Source organism: Faecalibacterium sp. An77 (assembly GCF_002161315.1).
GTDB lineage: Bacteria > Bacillota > Clostridia > Oscillospirales > Ruminococcaceae > Faecalibacterium.
Genome location: NZ_NFHK01000049.1, coordinates 1 through 18,839 on the forward strand (window position 1 = coordinate 1; position 18,839 = coordinate 18,839).

Below are 18,839 nucleotides of genomic sequence, written 5' to 3' on the forward strand. Positions count from 1 at the left end.
CCCACCCGCCCATAGAGGAAGTCCCCCCTGTCGCTGTGCGACATCCCCCGTTGGGGGAGGGTGCCATCGGCAGCGTGGCGCAGCCATCCCGCGCGCGGTTTGGGACGTTTCGCTGGGTCTTGCGGCGGTCTGTTCCGCTGGTGGAATGTTCTGTCCATGTATCCATCCCGCCCCGAACATCAAAACCGCGATGCAGAGGTTTTCTTGAAAAAAGACGGTGAAACTGTGACTGTTTACTACATTTTCGGGGAAAAGAGGTTGCATTTTTGAGCGCTTTGGTTTATACTCTGAATGAGATGCCCTCGGGCTGGAAAGCCTTTCCGGGCCGGTCTCAGAGAGGAGAAAACGCAGTTGAAAGGTCTGTACAAAGTGCTGGAAGATCTGGTCTGGCTCACCCAGCTGGGCCTGACCATGCTGCTGCCCCTGGTCATGTGCCTGGGGGGCTGCTGGTGGGCCGTGACCCGGTGGGGCTGGCCCATGTGGCTGTATCTGCCGGCGGTTTTGCTGGGCCTGGCGGCCGGCGGGCAGAACTTTTGGGTGTTTGCCCGGGGCCGGCTGCGCCGCGCCCAAAAAGACCAGAATCGCCGCGTCGGCTTCAACAATCACGAATAATTTGCCGCCGCGGCCCCAATCATTGTGACAGGAGGTCTGCTTTCATCATGAAACTGCAGCCGGAATCCAAAAAGGAACTGAAACGCATCACAGGGGGAACCGCCCTGTGCACCGCCGCCATGTGGGTGCTGTTCGCAGCGTTCCATGTGGTGAACTGGGTCCCCTTCGACAGCACGGTGGTGCTGGGCGGGATCATTGGCGCGGCGGTGGCGGTGGGCAATTTTGCCGGCATCTGCCTGATGGTCCAGAAAGTCGTGGACGAGAAGGAGGAGGACCGCCGCAAAATGATGCTCAAGGTCTCCTACAACGTCCGGATGCTGGTCCAGGCCGTGTGGGTGGTCGTCGCCATCGCGTCGCCCTGGTTCCAGCCCTTCGCCAGCGTGCTGCCGCTGTTTTTCCCCCGCATCACCATCTACTACCTGCAAATAACCGGCAAGTATCAGCCCGCAAAGCCCCGCCCGCAGCCCGAGGTCTCGGTGGATGACCCCGACGGCGAGGCCCAGCCTGCCGACGACCCCGGCGTCAAAGGGGGTGAAACCTAAACAATGGAACTGAACGGCGCAAAAATCCTCTTTACCATCCACACCAATATCCCGGTCCTGGGGGATTTCAAGATTTCCCAGACCCTGGTGATGACCTGGATCGTCATGGCCCTGCTGTCGGGGCTGGCGTTCTGGCTGGGACATAACCTCCAGCTGGAGAACGTCTCCAAGCGTCAGGCGGTGGCTGAGCTGGTGGTGGAGCGGCTGGAACAGTTCGTCCACGACAACATGGGTTACCACTTCAACCAGTATATCCCTCTGGTGGGCGCCATCTTCGCCTTGAGCGTGGGATGCAACCTCATCAGCGTCCTGGGCTTCTGGAGCCCCACCGCCGACCTGAACACCGAGCTGGCCTGGGCCGTGGTGGTGTTTATCCTGATTACCTACCACAAGATCAAGGCCAGCGGCATCCTGGGCTACCTGCGCGGGTACCTGGACCCCATCTTCCTGATGGCCCCCATCAACGTCATCTCGGAGCTGGCCACCCCCGTCAGCATGGCCTGCCGTCACTTCGGCAACATCCTGTCCGGCACAGTTATTTCCACCCTGCTGTACTGGGCACTGGCCAGCCTGAGCCATGTGGTGTTCGGCGCCCTGCCGGGCATCCTCAGTCAGCTGCAGCTGTTCCAGATCGGCATCCCGGCCTTTACGGGCCTGTATTTCGACTGGTTCGGCGGCTGCATTCAGGCCTTCATCTTCTGCACCCTGACCACCATCTTTATCAAACAGGCCGCCGGCGAGGACTGAGTTTGATCCTTGCCGCCCCAAACAATTTTTAGGAGGACAACAACTATGACTGACTTTCAATTTCTGGCCCGTGGTATCGCTCTGGCAGGCTGCGGCATCGGCGCCGGCTGCGCGCTGATCGCCGGCATCGGCCCTGGTATCGGCGAAGGCAACGCCGCCGCTGCTGCCTGTGAGGCCGTCGGCCGTCAGCCCGAGTGCAAGAGCGAAGTCACCAGCACCCTGATCCTGGGCGTCGCTCTGGCCGAGACCACCGGTATTTACGGCTTCGTCACCGGCCTGCTGCTGATCTTCCTGGCTCCCGGCATGTTCATGAACTACCTGAAGTAAGCGTTTCTCTTACGGACACATCCAACGGAAAGGAGGGAAACGCGGATGTATAATGCATTGATTACGCTGGACGGGTGGACCTTTCTGGCGCAGATCTGCAACCTGATGATCCAACTTTTCATCTTCAAAAAGCTGCTACTGGAGCCTGTGCGCAAGGTGATTGCCCAGCGCAAGGCCAAGGCCGACAGCCAGATTGAGGAGGCCCGCCAGCTGCGGGCCGAGGCCGAGGCCATGAAGGCGGAGTACGAGGCGAATATGCGTTCGGCCCGCGCCGAGGCCAACCAGATTGTGGCCGCTGCCCAGAAGACCGCCGCCGCCCGCAGCGAAGAGATGCTGAACGAGGCCCGCACCCAGGCTGCCGCCCTCAAGCAGAAGGCGGAGGCCGACATCGCCCAGGAGCGCCGCAAGGCTGTGAATGAGGTCAAGGATGAGATCGGCGGCATGGCCATCGAGATCGCCTCCAAAGTGGTGGAGCGCGAGATCCGGGAGGCTGACCACAAGGCCCTCATCGACGAATTTATCCAGAACGTGGGTGAAGCATCATGACCGAGTTCGCAAAAATGTACGGCGGCAGCCTGTATGAGCTGGCGGCAGAGGAGGGGGCGGACGAACGCATCCTGACCGAGCTGGACCAGTGCCGGGCTCTGCTGGTGGAAAACCCCGACTACCTGCGCCTGCTCAGCACCCCCAGCCTCCCCAAAAAGGAGCGCTGCGGCCTGCTGGATGAGGCGCTGCGGGGGGAGGTCCACCCCTATCTGCTGAACTTTTTGAAGATCCTGTGCGAGCGGGGCCAGCTGCGGCAGCTGGGCGACTGTGCCCGGGCCTACCGCCTGCGGTACAACGCCGCCCATGGGATTCTGGAGGCCACCGCGGTTTCGGCCGTGGCCCTCACCCCGGACCAGGCCGCCCGCCTGCGCCAGAAGCTGGAGGCGGTCACCGGCAAAACCATCGACCTGCAATGCAGGGTTGACCCCGGGGTGCTGGGCGGCATCCGGCTGGACATGGACGGCGCCGAGCTGGACGGCACGGTGAAGAACCGGCTGTCCGGCCTGCGCACCAGCATCGCCTCCGCCGCCCTGTGACAAGACCTTCCACCCTGAAAATCACAAAGAATTGAGTGGTGAACAGACAACAATGCAACTGAAGCCTGAGGAGATATCAAAGATCATTCGCGCCCAGATCAAACACTATGAGACCGTCATCGAGCAGAGCGAGATCGGCACGGTCATCATGGTGGGCGACGGCATCGCCCATGCCAGCGGCCTGGAGAAGTGCATGGCCGGCGAGCTGCTGCTGTTTGAGAACGGCGAGTATGGCATGGCCCAGAACCTGGAGGAGAACACGGTTTCCATCGTGCTTCTGGGCTCGGACGTGGGCATCAAGGAAGGCGGCACCGTCAAGCGCACCGGCAAGGTGGTTTCGGTGCCGGTGGGCGAGGGGATGATTGGCCGCGTGGTCAACGCCCTGGGCCAGCCCATCGACGGCGCCGGCCCCATTGAGGCCGCCGAATACCGTCCCATCGAGAGCCCCGCCCCCGGCATCATCGACCGCCAGCCGGTCAAGGAACCCCTCCAGACCGGCATCAAGGCCATCGACTCCATGATCCCCATCGGCCGCGGCCAGCGCGAGCTGATCATCGGCGACCGCCAGACCGGCAAGACCACCATCGCCGCCGATACCATCATCAACCAGAAGGGCAAGGACGTCATCTGCATCTACGTGGCCATCGGCCAGAAGCGTTCCACCGTGGGCAACCTGGTCCAGAGCCTCACCGAGGCCGGGGCCATGAGCTACACCATCGTGGTGTCGGCCACCGCCAGCGAGCTGAGCCCCCTGCAGTATATCGCCCCCTATTCCGGCTGCGCCATGGGCGAATACTTCATGAACAAGGGCAAGCACGCCCTCATCATCTACGATGACCTGTCCAAGCACGCAGTGGCCTACCGCGCCCTGTCCCTGCTGATCCGGCGTCCCCCGGGACGTGAGGCCTACCCCGGCGACGTCTTCTATCTGCACAGCCGTCTGCTGGAGCGCGCCGCCAAACTGTCCGACGCCAAGGGCGGCGGCAGCCTGACGGCCCTGCCCATCATCGAGACCCAGGCGGGTGACGTGTCCGCCTACATTCCCACCAACGTCATCTCCATCACCGACGGCCAGATCTTCCTGGAGACCGAGCTGTTCCACTCCGGCGTCATGCCGGCCGTGAACCCCGGCATTTCGGTCTCCCGTGTGGGCGGCAACGCCCAGATCAAGGCCATGAAGAAGGTGGCCGGCACCCTGAAGCTGATCTACTCCCAGTACCGGGAGCTGCAGTCCTTCGCCCAGTTCGGCTCCGACCTGGACGCCGACACCAAGGCCCGCCTGGCCCAGGGCGAGCGCATCGTGGAGGTGCTCAAGCAGAACCGTTCGGCCCCCGTGCCGGTGGAAAAGCAGGTGGCCATCCTTTACGCCACCATCCACGACTACCTCACCGAGGTGAAGGTGGCTGACGTGTCCACCTATGAGCGGGACCTGTACGAGTACCTGGACAACAACGCCGAGGGCGCCGCGGTCATGGAGACCGTCCGCACCACCGGCAACCTGGACAAGGACACCGAGGAAAAGCTGCAGGCCATCCTCACCGCCTTCACCGGCGAGTTCGTCAAGGCACATTGATAGGAAGGAGGCGTGTTGCGCATGGCAAGCTCCATGAAGGACATTAAGCTGCGCATCAAAAGCGTAGAAAGCACCATGCAGATCACCAAAGCGATGGAGCTGGTGGCCTCCTCCAAAATGCGCCGTGCGAAGGAGCGGGTGGAACACAGCCGCCCCTATTTCGAGACGTTGTATGAGACCCTGACCAAGATTGCCGCCGCCGACCCCCGGGCCCAGAAGGGCTATCTGCGGCGGCAGGCGGGCAGCGGCCGGACCCTGCTGATCGTGATTGCAGGCGACCGCGGCCTGGCCGGCGGCTACAACGCCAATATCTTCAAGCTGGCGGCCGAGCAGGAAGAAAACCCCCTGATCCTGCCCATCGGCAAGCGCTCGGCGGAATACTTCGCCCACCACGGTGCGGAGCTGTTCACCCAGGAAGTGCTGCCGGCGGCGGACGTGTCGGTGGGCGACTGCTTCCAGCTGTCGCGCCAGATCATCCGGGGCTTTTTGGACGGGAAGTACGACGCGGTGAAGATCTGCTACACCCGTTTTGACTCCATGATGACCCAGACCGCCAGCGTGGTGGAGGTGCTGCCCCTGACCATCTCTCCCACCGAGGAGCAGAAGGCGGAGGCCCGCCGCAGCCAGATCCTGTATAAGCCCAGCTGTGAGGAAGTGTTCCGGGCCATCATCCCCGAATATGTGGCCGGCACCGTCTACGGCGCACTGTGCGAGAGCGTGGCCAGCGAGCTGGCCGCCCGCCGCACCGCCATGGACGCCGCCACCAAGAACGCGTCCGAGATGATCGAAAACCTCAATCTGTATTACAACCGCGCCCGTCAGGCCGCCATCACCCAGGAAATCACCGAGATCGTGGCAGGCGCAGAAATGTAAAGATTCATTGTAAAAGTAAGGAGTTGTAGCCTATGTCCGAAAAACATATCGGCAAGGTGATCCAGGTCATTGGCCCCGTGCTGGATATCCGGTTCAAGGATAACGAGCTGCCGGAGCTGCTCAGCGCCATCGAGATCGACAACCACGGCCAGAAGCTGGTGGTGGAGGTGGCGCAGCTGACCGGCGACAATGTGGCCCGCTGCATTGCCATGAGCAGCACCGACGGCCTGGTCCGCGGGACCGAGGCTGTGGACACCGGCGAGCCCATCAAGGTACCGGTGGGCGAGGGATGCCTGGGCCGAGTCTTCAACCTGCTGGGCCAGCCCATCGACAACAAGCCCGCCCCCGAGGCGGAGGCCTGGCTGCCCATCCACCGTCCCGCCCCCAGCTATGAGGAACAGCAGTCCACCACCGAGATCCTGGAGACCGGCATCAAGGTCGTGGACCTGATCTGCCCCTACGCCAAGGGCGGCAAGATCGGCCTGTTCGGCGGCGCCGGCGTCGGCAAGACGGTTCTGATCCAGGAGCTGATCTACAACATCGCCACCGAGCACAACGGCTATTCGGTGTTCACCGGCGTGGGCGAGCGCACCCGTGAGGGCAACGACCTGTACGGCGAAATGACCGAGAGCGGCGTCATCAACAAGACGGCCCTGGTCTACGGCCAGATGAACGAGCCGCCGGGAGCCCGTATGCGGGTGGCCCTGTCGGGCCTGACCATGGCGGAATACTTCCGCGACGTCAAGAATCAGGACGTGCTGCTGTTCATCGACAACATTTTCCGCTTCACCCAGGCGGGCAGTGAGGTGTCGGCTCTGCTGGGCCGCATGCCCTCGGCCGTCGGCTATCAGCCCACCCTGGCCACCGAGATGGGCGCCCTGCAGGAGCGCATTACCTCCACCCGCAAGGGTTCCATCACCTCGGTCCAGGCGGTCTACGTCCCTGCGGACGACCTGACCGACCCGGCCCCCGCCACCACCTTCACCCACCTGGACGCCACCACCGTTCTGAGCCGTGAGATTTCGTCCCAGGGCATCTACCCGGCGGTGGACCCGCTGGATTCCACCAGCCGCATCCTGAGCCCCGACGTGGTGGGCCAGGAGCACTATGAGGTGGCCCGCGCCGTCCAGAAGGTGCTGCAGCGCTACAAGGAGCTGCAGGACATCATCGCCATCATGGGCATGGACGAACTGAGCGAGGAGGACAAGCTGACGGTCAGCCGCGCCCGCAAGGTGCAGCGGTTCCTGTCCCAGAGCTTCCACGTGGCGGAACAGTTCACCGGCATGCCCGGCCAGTACGTGCCGCTGAAAGAGACGCTGCGGGGATTCCGCATGATTCTGAACGGCGAGTGCGACGCCCTGCCCGAGAGTGCGTTCCTGTTCGCGGGCACCATCGACGACGTCTTCGCCAAGGCAAAGAAAGGGTAAACCATGACGACCTTTCATCTGACGGTGGTCACGCCGGACGGCTGCGCCTTTGAGGGCGAGGCCGAGCGTGTGGTCTGCCGGGCCATCGACGGGGATCTGGCCATCCTGGCCCGCCACGGGGACTATTGTACGGCCCTGGGTATGGGCGAGGCCCATATCATCCTGCCGGACGGCCAGCGGCGCCGTGCCGCCTGCATGGGCGGCATGCTGACGGTGCTGGACGGCGAGGTCCGCCTGGTGGCCACCACCTGGGAATGGGTGGAGGAGATCGACCAGGCCCGTGCCGAGGCGTCCAAGCGTCGTGCCGAGGAGATCCTGGCCCAGAAGAACCTGTCCGAGCAGGAGTACGAGCTGGCCCAGGCCCGGCTCAAGCGCGCCCTGGTGCGCACCTCCATCCAGAAATAACCCGCCCCGGCCCATCCTTTTTCGAGAAAAAGCGGGGCAAAAGGCAGCCGAGCCGAGCGCGTCCAGTGGACGAAGCAGCGAGGCGAGGCTGGCGCCGCGCTCCGGTTTTTGCAAGCGCCATCCCTGGCGCGCCGCAAAAATCGGCTAAGCGCAAGAGGTTTCACCTGGTACCGCTGACTGCTGTAATCTTCACTAGGCCCTGCCGGCGGTCAGGTTTCAGCCTCTTTAGCAGGCTCCCGGCCTGCGGCCCGGTGAGTCCAAAGTCTCGCATAGCCTGAGTTTCCTCACCGGCATGCTCTGAAAAGCTATAAAATACAACAACCCCCGTCCATCCTCTGGACAGGGGTTGTTTTTGGTTGTTCTGATGCAGCGGCCAACAATCCCTTGAAGCCTCCCTGCACCAAAAAAATCCCCGTTCAGAAAACTGTACTTTTTTGAACAGTCCAAAAGAGGCAATTTGCATTTTTGACCGAATTGATATTAGGTCATTTTTCTGGTATAATTTTACATGACAGATGTCTAAACACTCCCGTTCGGAAAAGTGCACCTTTCCGGACAAGACAACCAAAGGAGGAAACCATCATGCTTGCGAAAAAAGTCACGGCGCTGCTTGTGTCGGCGGCGCTGGTCCTGGCTTTGCTGGCCGGCTGCGGGGGAGGACAGCAGTCCGTCGCCCGTACCCTGCTGAACCTACTGGACGGCAAATACACCAATGTCTCGGTGGAGATGGACTCTGAGTTGGAAGCCGCCCTCCGCCAGGCGGTCCGTGGAGCCGAAACCAAAGCGGAAATCCGCGCCGCCCTGGAAAACATTCTGGGCCCGGGCATCAGCTTCCAGCTTCTGGGGGACGGCCAGAAAGGGGACACCGCCTGGAACCTGATTCTCTACCCCGGCTCGGACCCCGACGCCGCGGGCCGGTCGGGCTTTGTCGAGTGGAACAAGGTCTTTTCCGCTCTGCCCAAAGACGGCCAGTACACCGCCCAGGTCGCCATGATCGAGACCGACAACGGCTACGCCCTTCTGGTCCAGGCCACCGTGGACAGGGCCGGCAGCCGGGACGATGACAATGACGACGACGAGCCGGAGGAACCCAAGGAGCCTTATAAGGTGACCGTGGACGAGAGCGGCACCGTCACCGCCGTCACCGTTGGCACCTCTGAGGGTCTGAACTATATCTTTTCGGGCACTGGCAGTAGTACCAGCGGGAATGAGCAAGAGAAGCAGGCCCTGGAAACCGCCCGCAACATTGGTTTTGAGGGTGTCACCATTACCCTGTCGGCAGGCCAAACCTACACCGTCGACACCTCCACTGCACCCCTGGCTGAAACCTTTAAAGGCACCCTGAAAGGCGAAAGTGCGGCCAGCAAGGCCCAAATCACCCTTTCCGGCGACGGCGGCTATGGTCTGTTTAACCAGATAGAGACCGGCGGCACCGTTGAAAATATCCGTATCAACGTAAAGGACAACATCTCCGAAGGCTATACGAATCCTAGTGGTTACATTTGGGCCGGCGCGGTGGCGGGCTGCAATTACGGCACCATCACCGGCTGCGAGGTGACCATAGACAACGATAAATCCATCACAGGCACCATCGCCGGCGGCATCGTGGGCATGAATGAAAACGAAATCAGCGACTGCACCGTCACCGGCGGCACCATCACCGGCATTCCTTACGCCGGCGGCATTGTGGGCTACAACAAGAACGGCACCATCGAGGGCAGCTGCACAGTGAAAGATACCAGCGTCTCCGCCACGAGTACCGGCAGCAACGCCAACGCCGGCGGCCTGGTGGGGCAGAGTTACGGCCAATCCAAGAGCAGCACCGTGAACGGCAGCTACACCGGCAATGGAACCATCTCCGCCACGAGCACCAGCGGCTACGCCAACGCCGGCGGCCTGGTGGGGAACAACATCGACAGCGCTAAGGTGACCGGCAGCTACAACGGCAGTGGAGCCATCACCGCCATCATCGAGAGCACCGGCAGCTTCTTTGCCGCCTTCGCCGGCGGTCTGGTGGGGCACAACAGCGAGGGCACCGTGAGCGCCAGCTACACCGGCAACAGCAAGATCGAAGCCAAGGCCGCGAAAGCCGGCGGCGGCTACGACATCGCCACCGTCACCAGCTCCGGCCCTTCTACCGATGTAGCACCGGAGGGTGCAACAGGGAGTAATATCCGCGCCTCCGCCGGCACCGGGATCGGCTATGACGAAACTGGGGATAGGCCCATCGCCACCACTGAACTCCCTTGGCCCAAAACCTAACCCCCGCGCGGCTGTCCCCGTAGAACTCTAAACCAAAAACAACCCCCGCCCGGATCAGTAGGGCGGGGGCTTTGTTATGGTTTTTCAGTGCGTACCGGGCGAGAGAAACCAGGCTACACAAGACTTTGCCCTCTTGCGCTTAGCCGATTTTCGCGGCGGTCGGCGGTGCTCCCTTGCGAAAACCGGAGCGCTGCGCCGGGTTGCCGTTAGCCAAATTTTCTGCGCCGGACGCAGTCCGCTTGAAAATTTGGACGGCTGCCCCTGCTCCGCCTCGGCTGTTTCTGCCGCAGGCAGCGCCTCGGCTACGCAGCCAACCACGCCTCCCTGTTTCGTCCACTGGACGCGGTCGCTGTGTTTGCATACCGCGCCGCAGGCGCAAACGCCGCGAGCGAGCTTTTGGCGTAAAGGCCCCGCGGAGCCTTCGGAGACCCGGAAACTGCATGGTACACAGTAAAAAGTTTTTGTTTCTTTTTTCGAAAAGAAAGGTTTCTTTTTGAAAAAAGAAAAAGGCCTCGCCGTTTGGCGAAGCCTTTTGGTTGGGGATGAGAGAATCGAACTCCCACAAGTAGAGTCAGAGTCTACCGCACTACCACTATGCAAATCCCCATCGGATCTGGTTTTGTATCGGGCGGCGAGTCGTTTGCGCTGCCGACGGTGATTATTATACTCAGGTTGGATGGGATTGTCAACCCCCAAAATAAAAAATCCGGCATATTTTTCCGTGCGGGGTGCGTAGAATAAGAAAGAGGCTTTTGCCGGGCCCCGAAAAGGACCGGGCCCCGTGTTTTTTGTATGGTGTCAACTGTGGAAGGAGAAGATCGTATGTCCCAGACCGCCCCCCGCCGTCCCAGCCTGCTGTCCCGCCGCATCCCGCGGGACGTGGAACATGAGCGCTACCACCCCGAGCTGGAGGAGGAAATCAAGGAATGCCTGTACTGCCTGCGCCGCAACGCCATGATGTTCGACCTGGAAGTGGACCCCGACCTGGTGGAACAGCGGATTTATGAGCGTCAGGCATTGCTGTGCCGGTACCGTTATTTGATCCAGCGCGCCCGGGAACTGGGCCTGCACACCATCCTGGCGGGGCTGCCCGCATTCGGGGAGGACGGCCCTTGACAGGGAAGGTAAACCGTGTTATCATACAAACAGAATACGCGCGCCCTGTTTGGGGCGTAATGGATAAGATAGAGAGGTACATACCATGGAGAGAATCAAGACCATTGCAACCCGCGACCTGACCAAGAGCGTCCAGACCGGCGGCTGTGGCGAGTGCCAGACCTCCTGCCAGTCCGCCTGCAAGACTTCCTGCGGCGTGGCAAACCAGAAGTGCGAGAACAGCAACAAGTAATCTTGGCCCCATCCGATGCCGCCTTTGCCGGGCGGCATTTTTTTGTGTATCACGGAGGAAAGAATGGTACATCAGTATAAACTCAACGGCTACAATATTGTGCTGGATACCTGCAGCGGCTCGGTCCACCTGGTGGACGAGGTGGCCTACGACGTCATCGCCCTGTATAAGGAAGCCACCCGGGAGGAGATCACCGCCCGGCTGCTGGAAAAATACGCCGACCGCCCCGACGTCACCGCCGCCGACCTGGCCCAGTGCCTGGACGACGTGGCGGCCCTGGAGGCCGCCGGCAAACTGTGGAGCCCCGACGTCTACGAGAACATGGCCTTTGACTTCAAGAACCGGAATCATGTGGTCAAGGCCCTGTGCCTGCACGTGGCCCACACCTGCAACCTGAATTGTTCCTATTGCTTTGCCGCCCAGGGCCGGTATCAGGGCGAGCGTGCCCTCATGAGCCTGGACGTGGGCAAGCGCGCCATGGAATTCCTGATCGAGAACTCCGGCACCCGCCGCAACCTGGAAGTGGACTTCTTCGGCGGCGAGCCGCTGATGAACTGGCAGATGGTGAAGGACCTGGTGGCCTACTGCCGCCAGCGTGAGAAGGAGACGGGCAAGAACTTCCGTTTCACCCTCACCACCAACGGCATGCTGATCGACGACGACGTCATCGACTTCTGCAACCGGGAGATGAGCAACGTGGTTCTGAGCCTGGACGGCCGCAAGGAGATCCACGACCGCCTGCGTGTGGACTACGCCGGCCATGGCAGCTACGACACCATCGTCCCCAAGTTCCAGAAGTTCGTCAAGGCCCGCGGCGACAAGAACTACTATATCCGCGGCACCTACACCCACGCCAACACCGACTTCACCAAGGATATCTTCCATATGGCCGACCTGGGCTTTACCGAGCTGAGCATGGAGCCGGTGGTGTCCAAGCCCGACGATCCCTGCGCCCTCACCAAGGAGGACCTGCCGGTGCTGCTGGACCAGTACGAGCTGCTGGCCAAGGAGATGCTGCGCCGGGAGCGGGAAGGCCGTCCCTTCACCTTCTACCATTATATGATCGACCTGACCGGCGGCCCCTGCATCTATAAGCGGATTTCGGGCTGCGGCTCGGGCACCGAGTACATGGCGGTCACCCCCTGGGGCGACCTGTACCCCTGCCACCAGTTTGTGGGCGATCCCAAGTACCTGCTGGGCGACATCTGGAAGGGTGTCACCAACACCGCCGCACAGGATGAGTTCCGCCACTGCAACGCCTACGCCCGTCCCGAATGCAAGGACTGCTGGGCCAAGCTGTACTGCTCGGGCGGCTGTGCCGCCAACGCCTACCACGCCACCGGCAGCATCAGCGGCGTGTATGAGTACGGCTGCGAGCTGTTCAAGAAGCGGATCGAGTGCGCCATCATGATCGAGGTGGCCAAAAACCAGGACCTGGCCGCCCAGGGCATTGAGGTTCCCGTCCAGCTGGGCGGCACCTGCACCGCCTGCGCCGACGGCGAGGGCTGCGCCGAATGAGCCTGACCCCCATCGCGGAATTTGTGCGGGCTTACGCCGCCTCGGACACCTCCCGGCTCCATATGCCGGGCCACAAGGGGACCGGTCCTCTGGGCTGCGAGGCCCTGGACCTGACCGAGATTGCCGGGGCGGATGAACTGTACGAGGCCGAGGGGATCATCGCCCGGAGCGAGGCGGTCACCGCCCGGCTGTTCGGCACCGCAGGCACCTGGTACGGGGCGGAAGGCTCCTCCCAGTGCATCCGGGCCATGCTGTTTCTGGCCCTGCAGGCCGCCCCCCAGGGGGAAGGCCGGCCGGTGCTGCTGGCGGCCCGCAACGCCCACAAGGCCCTTCTGTATGCCGCGGCCCTGCTGGACTTTGATGTCCGGTGGCTGTGGCCCCCGGCCGGCCCCGACGCCAGCCTCTGCGCCTGCCCGGTGAGCCCCGGCCGGCTGTCCGCCGCCCTGGACGCCCTGGAACAGGAAGGCCGCCGCCCCTTCGGCGTCTACCTCACCAGCCCCGACTACCTGGGCGGGGTGCAGGACGTGGCCGCCCTGGCCCCCCTGTGCCATGCCCGTGGGGTGCCCCTGCTGGTGGACAACGCCCACGGGGCCTATCTGCGGTTTCTGCCGGGGGGCAGCCGCCACCCCATGGACCTGGGGGCGGACATGTGCTGCGATTCGGCCCACAAGACCCTCCCGGTTCTCACCGGCGGGGCCTACCTCCACGCCGGCCGGGGCCTGCTGAACCCCGACCCGGCGGACGTGCGGGGGGCCATGTGCCTGTTCGGCTCCACCAGCCCCTCCTATCTGATTTTGCAGTCCCTGGACCTGTGCGCCGGGGCGCTGGCGGGGGACTGGCCCGCCCGGCTGGCGGACTGCATCCGGGCGCTGGACGCATTGAAAGCCCAGCTGGACGCCCGGTGCCCCGGCCTGGTCCGTCCCTCCGAGCCCCTGAAACTGGTGCTGGACGGGGCAGCGGCGGGCCGCAGCGGCCAGGAGCTGGCAGAGGTGTTCCGGGCCCACCGGGTGGAATGCGAGTACGCCGACCCCCGGTATCTGGTGCTGATGTTCACCCCCCACAACCCGCCCCGGGACTTTGACCGGGTGCGGGACGCTGCCCTGGACGCCATCGCCCATCCCGGGACAGGGGAGGGCCCTGCCGCCCTGCCCGCCGCCCTCTGGGAGGACCTGGAACGCCAGGCCGGACAGCCCGCCTGCACCATTCGCCAGGCGGTTCTGGGCCGTCAGGTCCGTATCCCCGCCCGGGAGGCTCTGGGCCGGGTCTGCGCCCTGCCCACCGTGTCCTGTCCGCCCGCCATCCCCATCGCCGTCAGCGGCGAGACCATCGGCCCGGCGGCCCTCCGGCTGCTGGAAGCCTTCGGCATCGGGGAAGTGTCGGTGCTGGCGTAAATCTGCGCCCGCCGCCCTCTGGGAGCACCTGGAACGGCCAGCCGCGGGCGCGCCCGCTGGTGCCCCGCGCTTTGGGGTCTTTGGCCATCGTTTTTTTCGCGTCCCTGCCCTTTGGGCGGGGGCGCTTTTTTTGCGCCTGCGGCTTGACAGGGAGAAAATGGTGTGATATGATTTTGATATCAAAAAGATACACGCCCTCCGCCCGGCGGGGGCTCTGACGGCGTGCTGCGCCGTCACGGCGGCGGGGTGCATCGGACTGCTGCACCTGCTGCGCCGGTGGGGAACCGCGGCCTTCGCACGGCTGTAAAATGGCCCCGTCACTGGGTTTTTTTATCAATGCGGCAAGATTGTGCAAAGAAATGGTAAACTGCCTTGCGGCACTTTCCAAAACCTGCTACAATACAATCGAAGGCGAAGCCGGACCGGCGGACACAAACAAGTCCGCCGGTTCTTTGCCGTGGGGACGGCGGGCCGCCTTTTTTGGGGAATGCAGGATACGACTTTGTAAGAATTTTGTGAAAACGCCTTTCTTTGTAAAGAACCGGCCCGCTGAATCGTTGGGAATGGTATAGGAAAGAAATTGCAACCGTCATGGCATTCCTGCCACGGAGGATCTTGTTTATGAAAATATTGCTGACCACCGACTGGTGGACCCCGGCCGTGAACGGCGTGGTGCGATCGGTGACCCTGCTGCGGCGGGAACTGATGGCCCGGGGCCACGATGTAAAAGTATTGACCTTGTCGCCCACCAACCATTCCTATGAGGAGGACGGGGTGATTTATCTGGGCAGCCTCAGCGCCGACCGGGTGTATCCGGGAGCGCGGGTGCGGTTTGCGGCCTGGAACCGCTGGATGCGGGTCCTCACCGACTGGCGGCCCGATATCATCCATTCCCAGTGTGAATTTTCCACCTTTTTGCCGGCGTGGCGGCTGGCCCGGCGGTGCGGCTGCCCCCTGGTCCATACCTACCACACCGCCTATGAGGACTATACCCGCTACATCATCCCCAGCCAGCGCTGCGGCCGTGTGGCGGTCAAGGAGCTGACCCGGCTGTTTTCGGGCCGGTGCGACGCCATCATCGCCCCCACCGGCAAGGTGGCGGACCTGCTGGAACACTACGGGGTGAGCTGCCCGGTGTATACGGTGCCCACCGGCATCGACCTGGCGGCCTTCCACCCCATCGACGACGCCCAGCGCCCGGCCCTGCGGCGGGCATTGGGCCTGCCCGAGAACGAGCGGATTCTGGTGTCCATCGGCCGTCTGGCGGCCGAGAAGAACCACGGCGAACTGCTCCGGCTGCTGGTCCGAGAGCCGGCCGAGAGCCGGCCCCTGCTGCTGTTTGTGGGCGACGGCCCCGCCCGGGCCCAGCTGGAACAGCAGGCCGCCGACCTGGGCCTGGTGGACCGGGTGATGTTTGCCGGCATGGTGCCGCCCGCCGAGGTGGTGCGGTACTATCAGGCGGGGGACGCCTTTGTCTGCGCCTCCCAGAGCGAGACCCAGGGCCTGACCTATTTCGAGGCCCTGGCCTGCGGCACCCCCACCATCGTCCGGGCCGACCCCTGCCTGGATGGGGTGGTGGAGGACGGGGTGAACGGCTGGCAGTGGAAGGACGCCGCCGGCTTCCATGAAGCCCTGGCGGCCCTGTCCGGCCCCGATACCGCCCGCCGCCTCCGCCAGGGCGCCCTGGCCACCGCCGAGCGCTTTTCGGCGGAACATTTCGCCCAGCAGGCCCTCCAGGTGTATGAGGAGGCGGTGGAACGCCGCTGCCGCATCCCGGGCGGACTGCCCGCCGGCGTCCCGGCGGCCGCCTCGGGGGTGGGGTTCTTCCTCTGCCTGTGGCTGGGTGTCTGGGCCTGGCACCGGGGCCTCCTCACCGACCTGAACGCCCTCCAGAGCTGGGTGTCGGGCCTGGGTGTATGGGCGGCGGCCGCCTTCGTCGCCTTCCAGGCGGTACAGGTGGTGGTGCCCATCCTGCCCGGCGGCCTGGGCTGCCTGGCCGGCGTGGTGCTGTTCGGGCCCTGGTACGGCTTCGCCTATAACTACATCGGCATCTGCATCGGATCTCTGGCGGCCTTTGGGGTGGCCCGCTACTGCGGCCGCCCCCTGCTGGAACGGATGTTCCCCCGCAAGCTGCTGATCAAATACGACCGCTGGATGGGGCACAAGAGCTTTTCCCGCTGGTTTGCGCTGGCCATCTTTTTGCCGGTGGCGCCGGATGATTTCCTGTGCTATATGGCCGGCACCACCTCCATGCGGTGGGATCAGTTCACCCTGATTATTTTGACCTGCAAACCCTTCGCCATCGCGGCCTACAGCACCGGCCTGACGGTGGCCATGAATACGATTCTGCGTTTGATTTGACCCGGCGCGGCGCCGGATGTACAGAGCAGGGAGTGATTGTTCGACTATGTCTGTCTGCATTTACCAGGGCGGCTACAACACCGTCCGCAAGAGCGGGGTAGGCAAGGCCCTGGAACACCAGGCCGCCGCCCTGAAGAGCGCCGGGGTGCCGCTGGTGGGAGAGATTCCCCCCGCCGGGCCCCAGGCCAAGGGGTGCGTGGTGCACCTGAATACCGTCCTGCCCGACGCGCCGCTGGCGGCGGCCCGGGCCCATGCCCGGGGGTGCAAGGTGGTCTACTATGGCCACTCCACCATGGAGGACTTCCGCAACAGCTTTTTCGGCTCCAACCTGTTGGCGCCGCTGTTCAAGCGGTGGCTGATTTTCTGCTACCGCCAGGGGGATGTGGTCATCACCCCCAGCGTCTATTCCCGCCGGATTCTGATGGGGTATAAGATCGGCCGGCCCATCTACACCCTGTCCAACGGCATTGATACCGGCTTTTTCAAGCCCGACCCCGACCGCGCAGCCCGGTTCCGGGCGAAGTACGGCCTGGCGGAGGGGCAGAAGTGCGTGATTTCGGTGGGCCACTGGATGGTCCGCAAGGGCCTGCCCGACTTCGTGGAGCTGGCCCGCCGGATGCCCCAGGTGCGGTTCATCTGGTTCGGCCATACCGACAAGGCCCTCCTCACCGAGGAGATCCGCCGCGCCATGGAGTCGGCCCCCGGCAACCTGCTGTTTGCGGGGTTTGTGGACGCCGACGCCCTCTGCGATGCCTATTGCGGGGCGGACGCCTTCGCTTTCCTGAGCCATGAGGAGACCGAGGGGATTGTGGTGCTGGAGGCGTTGGCCTGCGGCATTCCCACCCTGGTGCGGGATATCCCGGTGTACGACAACTGGCTGGAGGACGGCAAGTCGGTCTATAAGGCGGACAGCCTGGAAGGCTTTGCCTCCAAACTGCGGGATATGCTGGACGGACACCTGCCCAGCCTGCAGGAGGGGGGACTGGCGGTGGCCGAGGCCCGGAGCCTGCACCAGATCGGACAGGCCCTGTGCCGGATTTACGCCTCGGGCGGCTTTTTGGACGCCGCCCTGGCGGAGCCCGGCGCCTGCCGCGCCCCACAACAAAAAAAGGCCCGCAGCCGCGCCTGACGCGGCAGGGCCTGGATAGGACTGGATCATGAATCTGCTGTTTTCCATCAACCGGAAGTTTGTCCCCCTGTGGGGCCAGTGCATGGCCACCATCCTGCGCCACGGCGGGGCCGACCGGTACGACCTGTACGTTCTCCACTCCGACCTGACCGAGGAGGACGCCGCCCAGATGCGGGCGGTGCTCCGGCCCCAGGACCGGTGCACCCTGATTTCGGTGCCGGACGGCCTGTTTGAGGGCTTCCCCGAGACGGGGCGGTATCCGCTCCAGATCTATTACCGGCTGGCGGCGCCTCTGCTGCTGCCCCCGGAGCTGGACCGGATTCTGTATCTGGACGTGGATACCGTCATCCTCAACAGCCTGATGCCCCTGTATACCTCCGACTTTGGCGGGGCGGCCTTCATGGCCTGCAGCCATACCCGGAAGTTCATGGACAGGGTGAACCAGGCCCGGCTGGGCCTGGAGGAGGGGGTGCGGTACCTGAACTCGGGGGTCCTGATGATGAATCTGGACCTTCTGCGGGATCTGGTGCGGCTGGAAGATATCCGGGACTACGCCGAAAAATACCGCCGCCGCCTGATTCTGCCCGACCAGGATATCCTGACGGCCCTGTTCGGGGACCGGGCCCTGGTGCTGGACAGCCGGATCTACAATATGACCGACCGCCTGTACCTGCGGTGCAACGCCACCCCCGGCGAGAAGATCAGCCTGGACTGGGTGCGCCGGAACACGGTGGTGGTCCACTATCTGGGCAAGCCCAAGCCCTGGCAGAAAAACTACCTGGGCCCCCTGGGGGTCTTTTACCATGAGGAACTGGCCCAGGACCAGCCGGCAGAAGGCTGAGGGGAACATTTAAGATAAAAACCTAAACGCCCCCGGGTCCTGCGCAGCATGCAGGCCGGGGGCGTGGTTTTTGTAAAAAAGTCTGCGCCCCACAACACCAAAAGACCCACTGAACCGCCAGCCCGCTGAGGCGGGCATGTGGTCTCAATCGGAGCGGCGGGCAAAAGCCGTTAAGAAAAAACCGGGCCGTCTTTTGTAAGCGCTCAAAGTTTTAACGGGCCAAGGCCGTCGTGTTTTTTTAGGCTTTTGAACGACGCGACTTCCCTGTCTGGGTCCAGGGGTCAGTCCTCTTGCGCTTAGCCGATTTTTGCGGCGCGCCACGGAGGGCGCTTGCAAAAACCGGAGCGCTGCGCCAGCTTCGGCCCGGCTGTTTCGTCCACTGGACGCGCCGGGCCAAAGCT

General features: G+C 63.4%; 18 protein-coding genes and 1 tRNA gene. 18 read left to right on the forward strand and 1 reads right to left on the reverse strand.

Features of this window, described 5'->3' with window-relative positions:
* The first annotated feature begins 351 nt into the window (after window positions 1-351).
* The 11 genes from B5G28_RS12030 (at window position 352) to B5G28_RS12080 (ending at window position 9,850) form a co-directional block, all read left to right on the forward strand.
* Entirely contained in the window at window positions 352-612 is a 261-nt protein-coding gene (locus B5G28_RS12030) for an AtpZ/AtpI family protein (RefSeq protein ID WP_242967601.1), read from the forward strand.
* A 47-nt stretch (window positions 613-659) separates the two neighbouring features.
* Window positions 660-1,154 carry an ATP synthase subunit I gene (locus tag B5G28_RS12035; protein WP_087249143.1) on the forward strand — a complete coding sequence of 165 codons (495 nt, stop codon included), beginning with the start codon at window positions 660-662 and terminating at the stop codon, window positions 1,152-1,154.
* Window positions 1,155-1,157: 3 nt separating this feature from the next.
* Window positions 1,158-1,901, forward strand: coding sequence for a F0F1 ATP synthase subunit A (locus B5G28_RS12040; protein WP_087249145.1), 744 nt, complete (start codon window positions 1,158-1,160; stop codon window positions 1,899-1,901).
* A 45-nt stretch (window positions 1,902-1,946) separates the two neighbouring features.
* Entirely contained in the window at window positions 1,947-2,228 is a 282-nt protein-coding gene (atpE, locus tag B5G28_RS12045) for an ATP synthase F0 subunit C (RefSeq protein WP_087249147.1), read from the forward strand.
* Window positions 2,229-2,273: 45 nt separating this feature from the next.
* Window positions 2,274-2,774, forward strand: a complete 501-nt coding sequence (gene atpF, locus B5G28_RS12050) for a F0F1 ATP synthase subunit B (RefSeq protein WP_087249149.1) — start codon at window positions 2,274-2,276, stop codon at window positions 2,772-2,774.
* Entirely contained in the window at window positions 2,771-3,310 is a 540-nt protein-coding gene (gene atpH / locus B5G28_RS12055) for an ATP synthase F1 subunit delta (protein ID WP_087249151.1), read from the forward strand. The genes atpF and atpH overlap by 4 nt, the downstream gene beginning before the upstream one ends.
* 52 nt (window positions 3,311-3,362) lie before the next feature.
* Window positions 3,363-4,883, forward strand: a complete 1,521-nt coding sequence (atpA, locus tag B5G28_RS12060; protein ID WP_087249153.1) for a F0F1 ATP synthase subunit alpha — start codon at window positions 3,363-3,365, stop codon at window positions 4,881-4,883.
* 21 nt (window positions 4,884-4,904) lie between these two features.
* Window positions 4,905-5,756, forward strand: a complete 852-nt coding sequence (gene atpG / locus B5G28_RS12065; RefSeq protein WP_087249156.1) for an ATP synthase F1 subunit gamma — start codon at window positions 4,905-4,907, stop codon at window positions 5,754-5,756.
* Between the two features lie 32 nt (window positions 5,757-5,788).
* Window positions 5,789-7,183 (forward strand): F0F1 ATP synthase subunit beta, encoded by a 1,395-nt coding sequence (atpD, locus tag B5G28_RS12070; protein WP_087249158.1) that lies wholly within the window; start codon window positions 5,789-5,791, stop codon window positions 7,181-7,183.
* 3 nt (window positions 7,184-7,186) lie between these two features.
* A complete protein-coding gene (gene atpC, locus B5G28_RS12075) occupies window positions 7,187-7,588 on the forward strand; it encodes an ATP synthase F1 subunit epsilon (protein WP_087249160.1) in 402 nt (133 codons plus the stop codon).
* A 582-nt stretch (window positions 7,589-8,170) separates the two neighbouring features.
* Entirely contained in the window at window positions 8,171-9,850 is a 1,680-nt protein-coding gene (locus B5G28_RS12080) for a hypothetical protein (RefSeq protein ID WP_087249162.1), read from the forward strand.
* Window positions 9,851-10,383: 533 nt separating this feature from the next.
* On the opposite strand, the gene B5G28_RS12085 is transcribed toward B5G28_RS12080, so the two are convergent.
* Window positions 10,384-10,457, reverse strand: a tRNA-Gln gene (locus B5G28_RS12085).
* A gap of 215 nt (window positions 10,458-10,672) precedes the next feature.
* On the opposite strand from B5G28_RS12085, the gene B5G28_RS12090 reads away from it, so the two are divergent.
* From B5G28_RS12090 to B5G28_RS12125, 7 genes are all read left to right on the forward strand, one after another.
* Window positions 10,673-10,966: a DUF2508 domain-containing protein gene (locus tag B5G28_RS12090; protein ID WP_087249164.1), complete on the forward strand. Its 294-nt coding sequence runs from the start codon at window positions 10,673-10,675 to the stop codon at window positions 10,964-10,966.
* Between the two features lie 85 nt (window positions 10,967-11,051).
* Entirely contained in the window at window positions 11,052-11,198 is a 147-nt protein-coding gene (gene scfA, locus B5G28_RS12095; RefSeq protein WP_087249166.1) for a six-cysteine ranthipeptide SCIFF, read from the forward strand.
* Between the two features lie 63 nt (window positions 11,199-11,261).
* The gene (gene scfB, locus B5G28_RS12100) at window positions 11,262-12,716 is read left to right on the forward strand and encodes a thioether cross-link-forming SCIFF peptide maturase (protein ID WP_087249168.1); all 1,455 of its coding nucleotides are present in this window, start codon (window positions 11,262-11,264) and stop codon (window positions 12,714-12,716) included.
* A complete protein-coding gene (locus B5G28_RS12105; protein WP_087249170.1) occupies window positions 12,713-14,107 on the forward strand; it encodes an amino acid decarboxylase in 1,395 nt (464 codons plus the stop codon). Before scfB ends, B5G28_RS12105 begins: the two co-directional genes overlap by 4 nt.
* A 621-nt stretch (window positions 14,108-14,728) precedes the next feature.
* Window positions 14,729-16,468, forward strand: coding sequence for a glycosyltransferase (locus B5G28_RS12110; RefSeq protein WP_204228863.1), 1,740 nt, complete (start codon window positions 14,729-14,731; stop codon window positions 16,466-16,468).
* Between the two features lie 46 nt (window positions 16,469-16,514).
* On the forward strand, window positions 16,515-17,597 hold the full coding sequence (locus B5G28_RS12120; RefSeq protein WP_087249172.1) for a glycosyltransferase: 1,083 nt from the start codon (window positions 16,515-16,517) through the stop codon (window positions 17,595-17,597).
* A 28-nt stretch (window positions 17,598-17,625) separates the two neighbouring features.
* The gene (locus B5G28_RS12125; protein WP_087249174.1) at window positions 17,626-18,438 is read left to right on the forward strand and encodes a glycosyltransferase family 8 protein; all 813 of its coding nucleotides are present in this window, start codon (window positions 17,626-17,628) and stop codon (window positions 18,436-18,438) included.
* The last annotated feature ends 401 nt before the right edge of the window (window positions 18,439-18,839 follow it).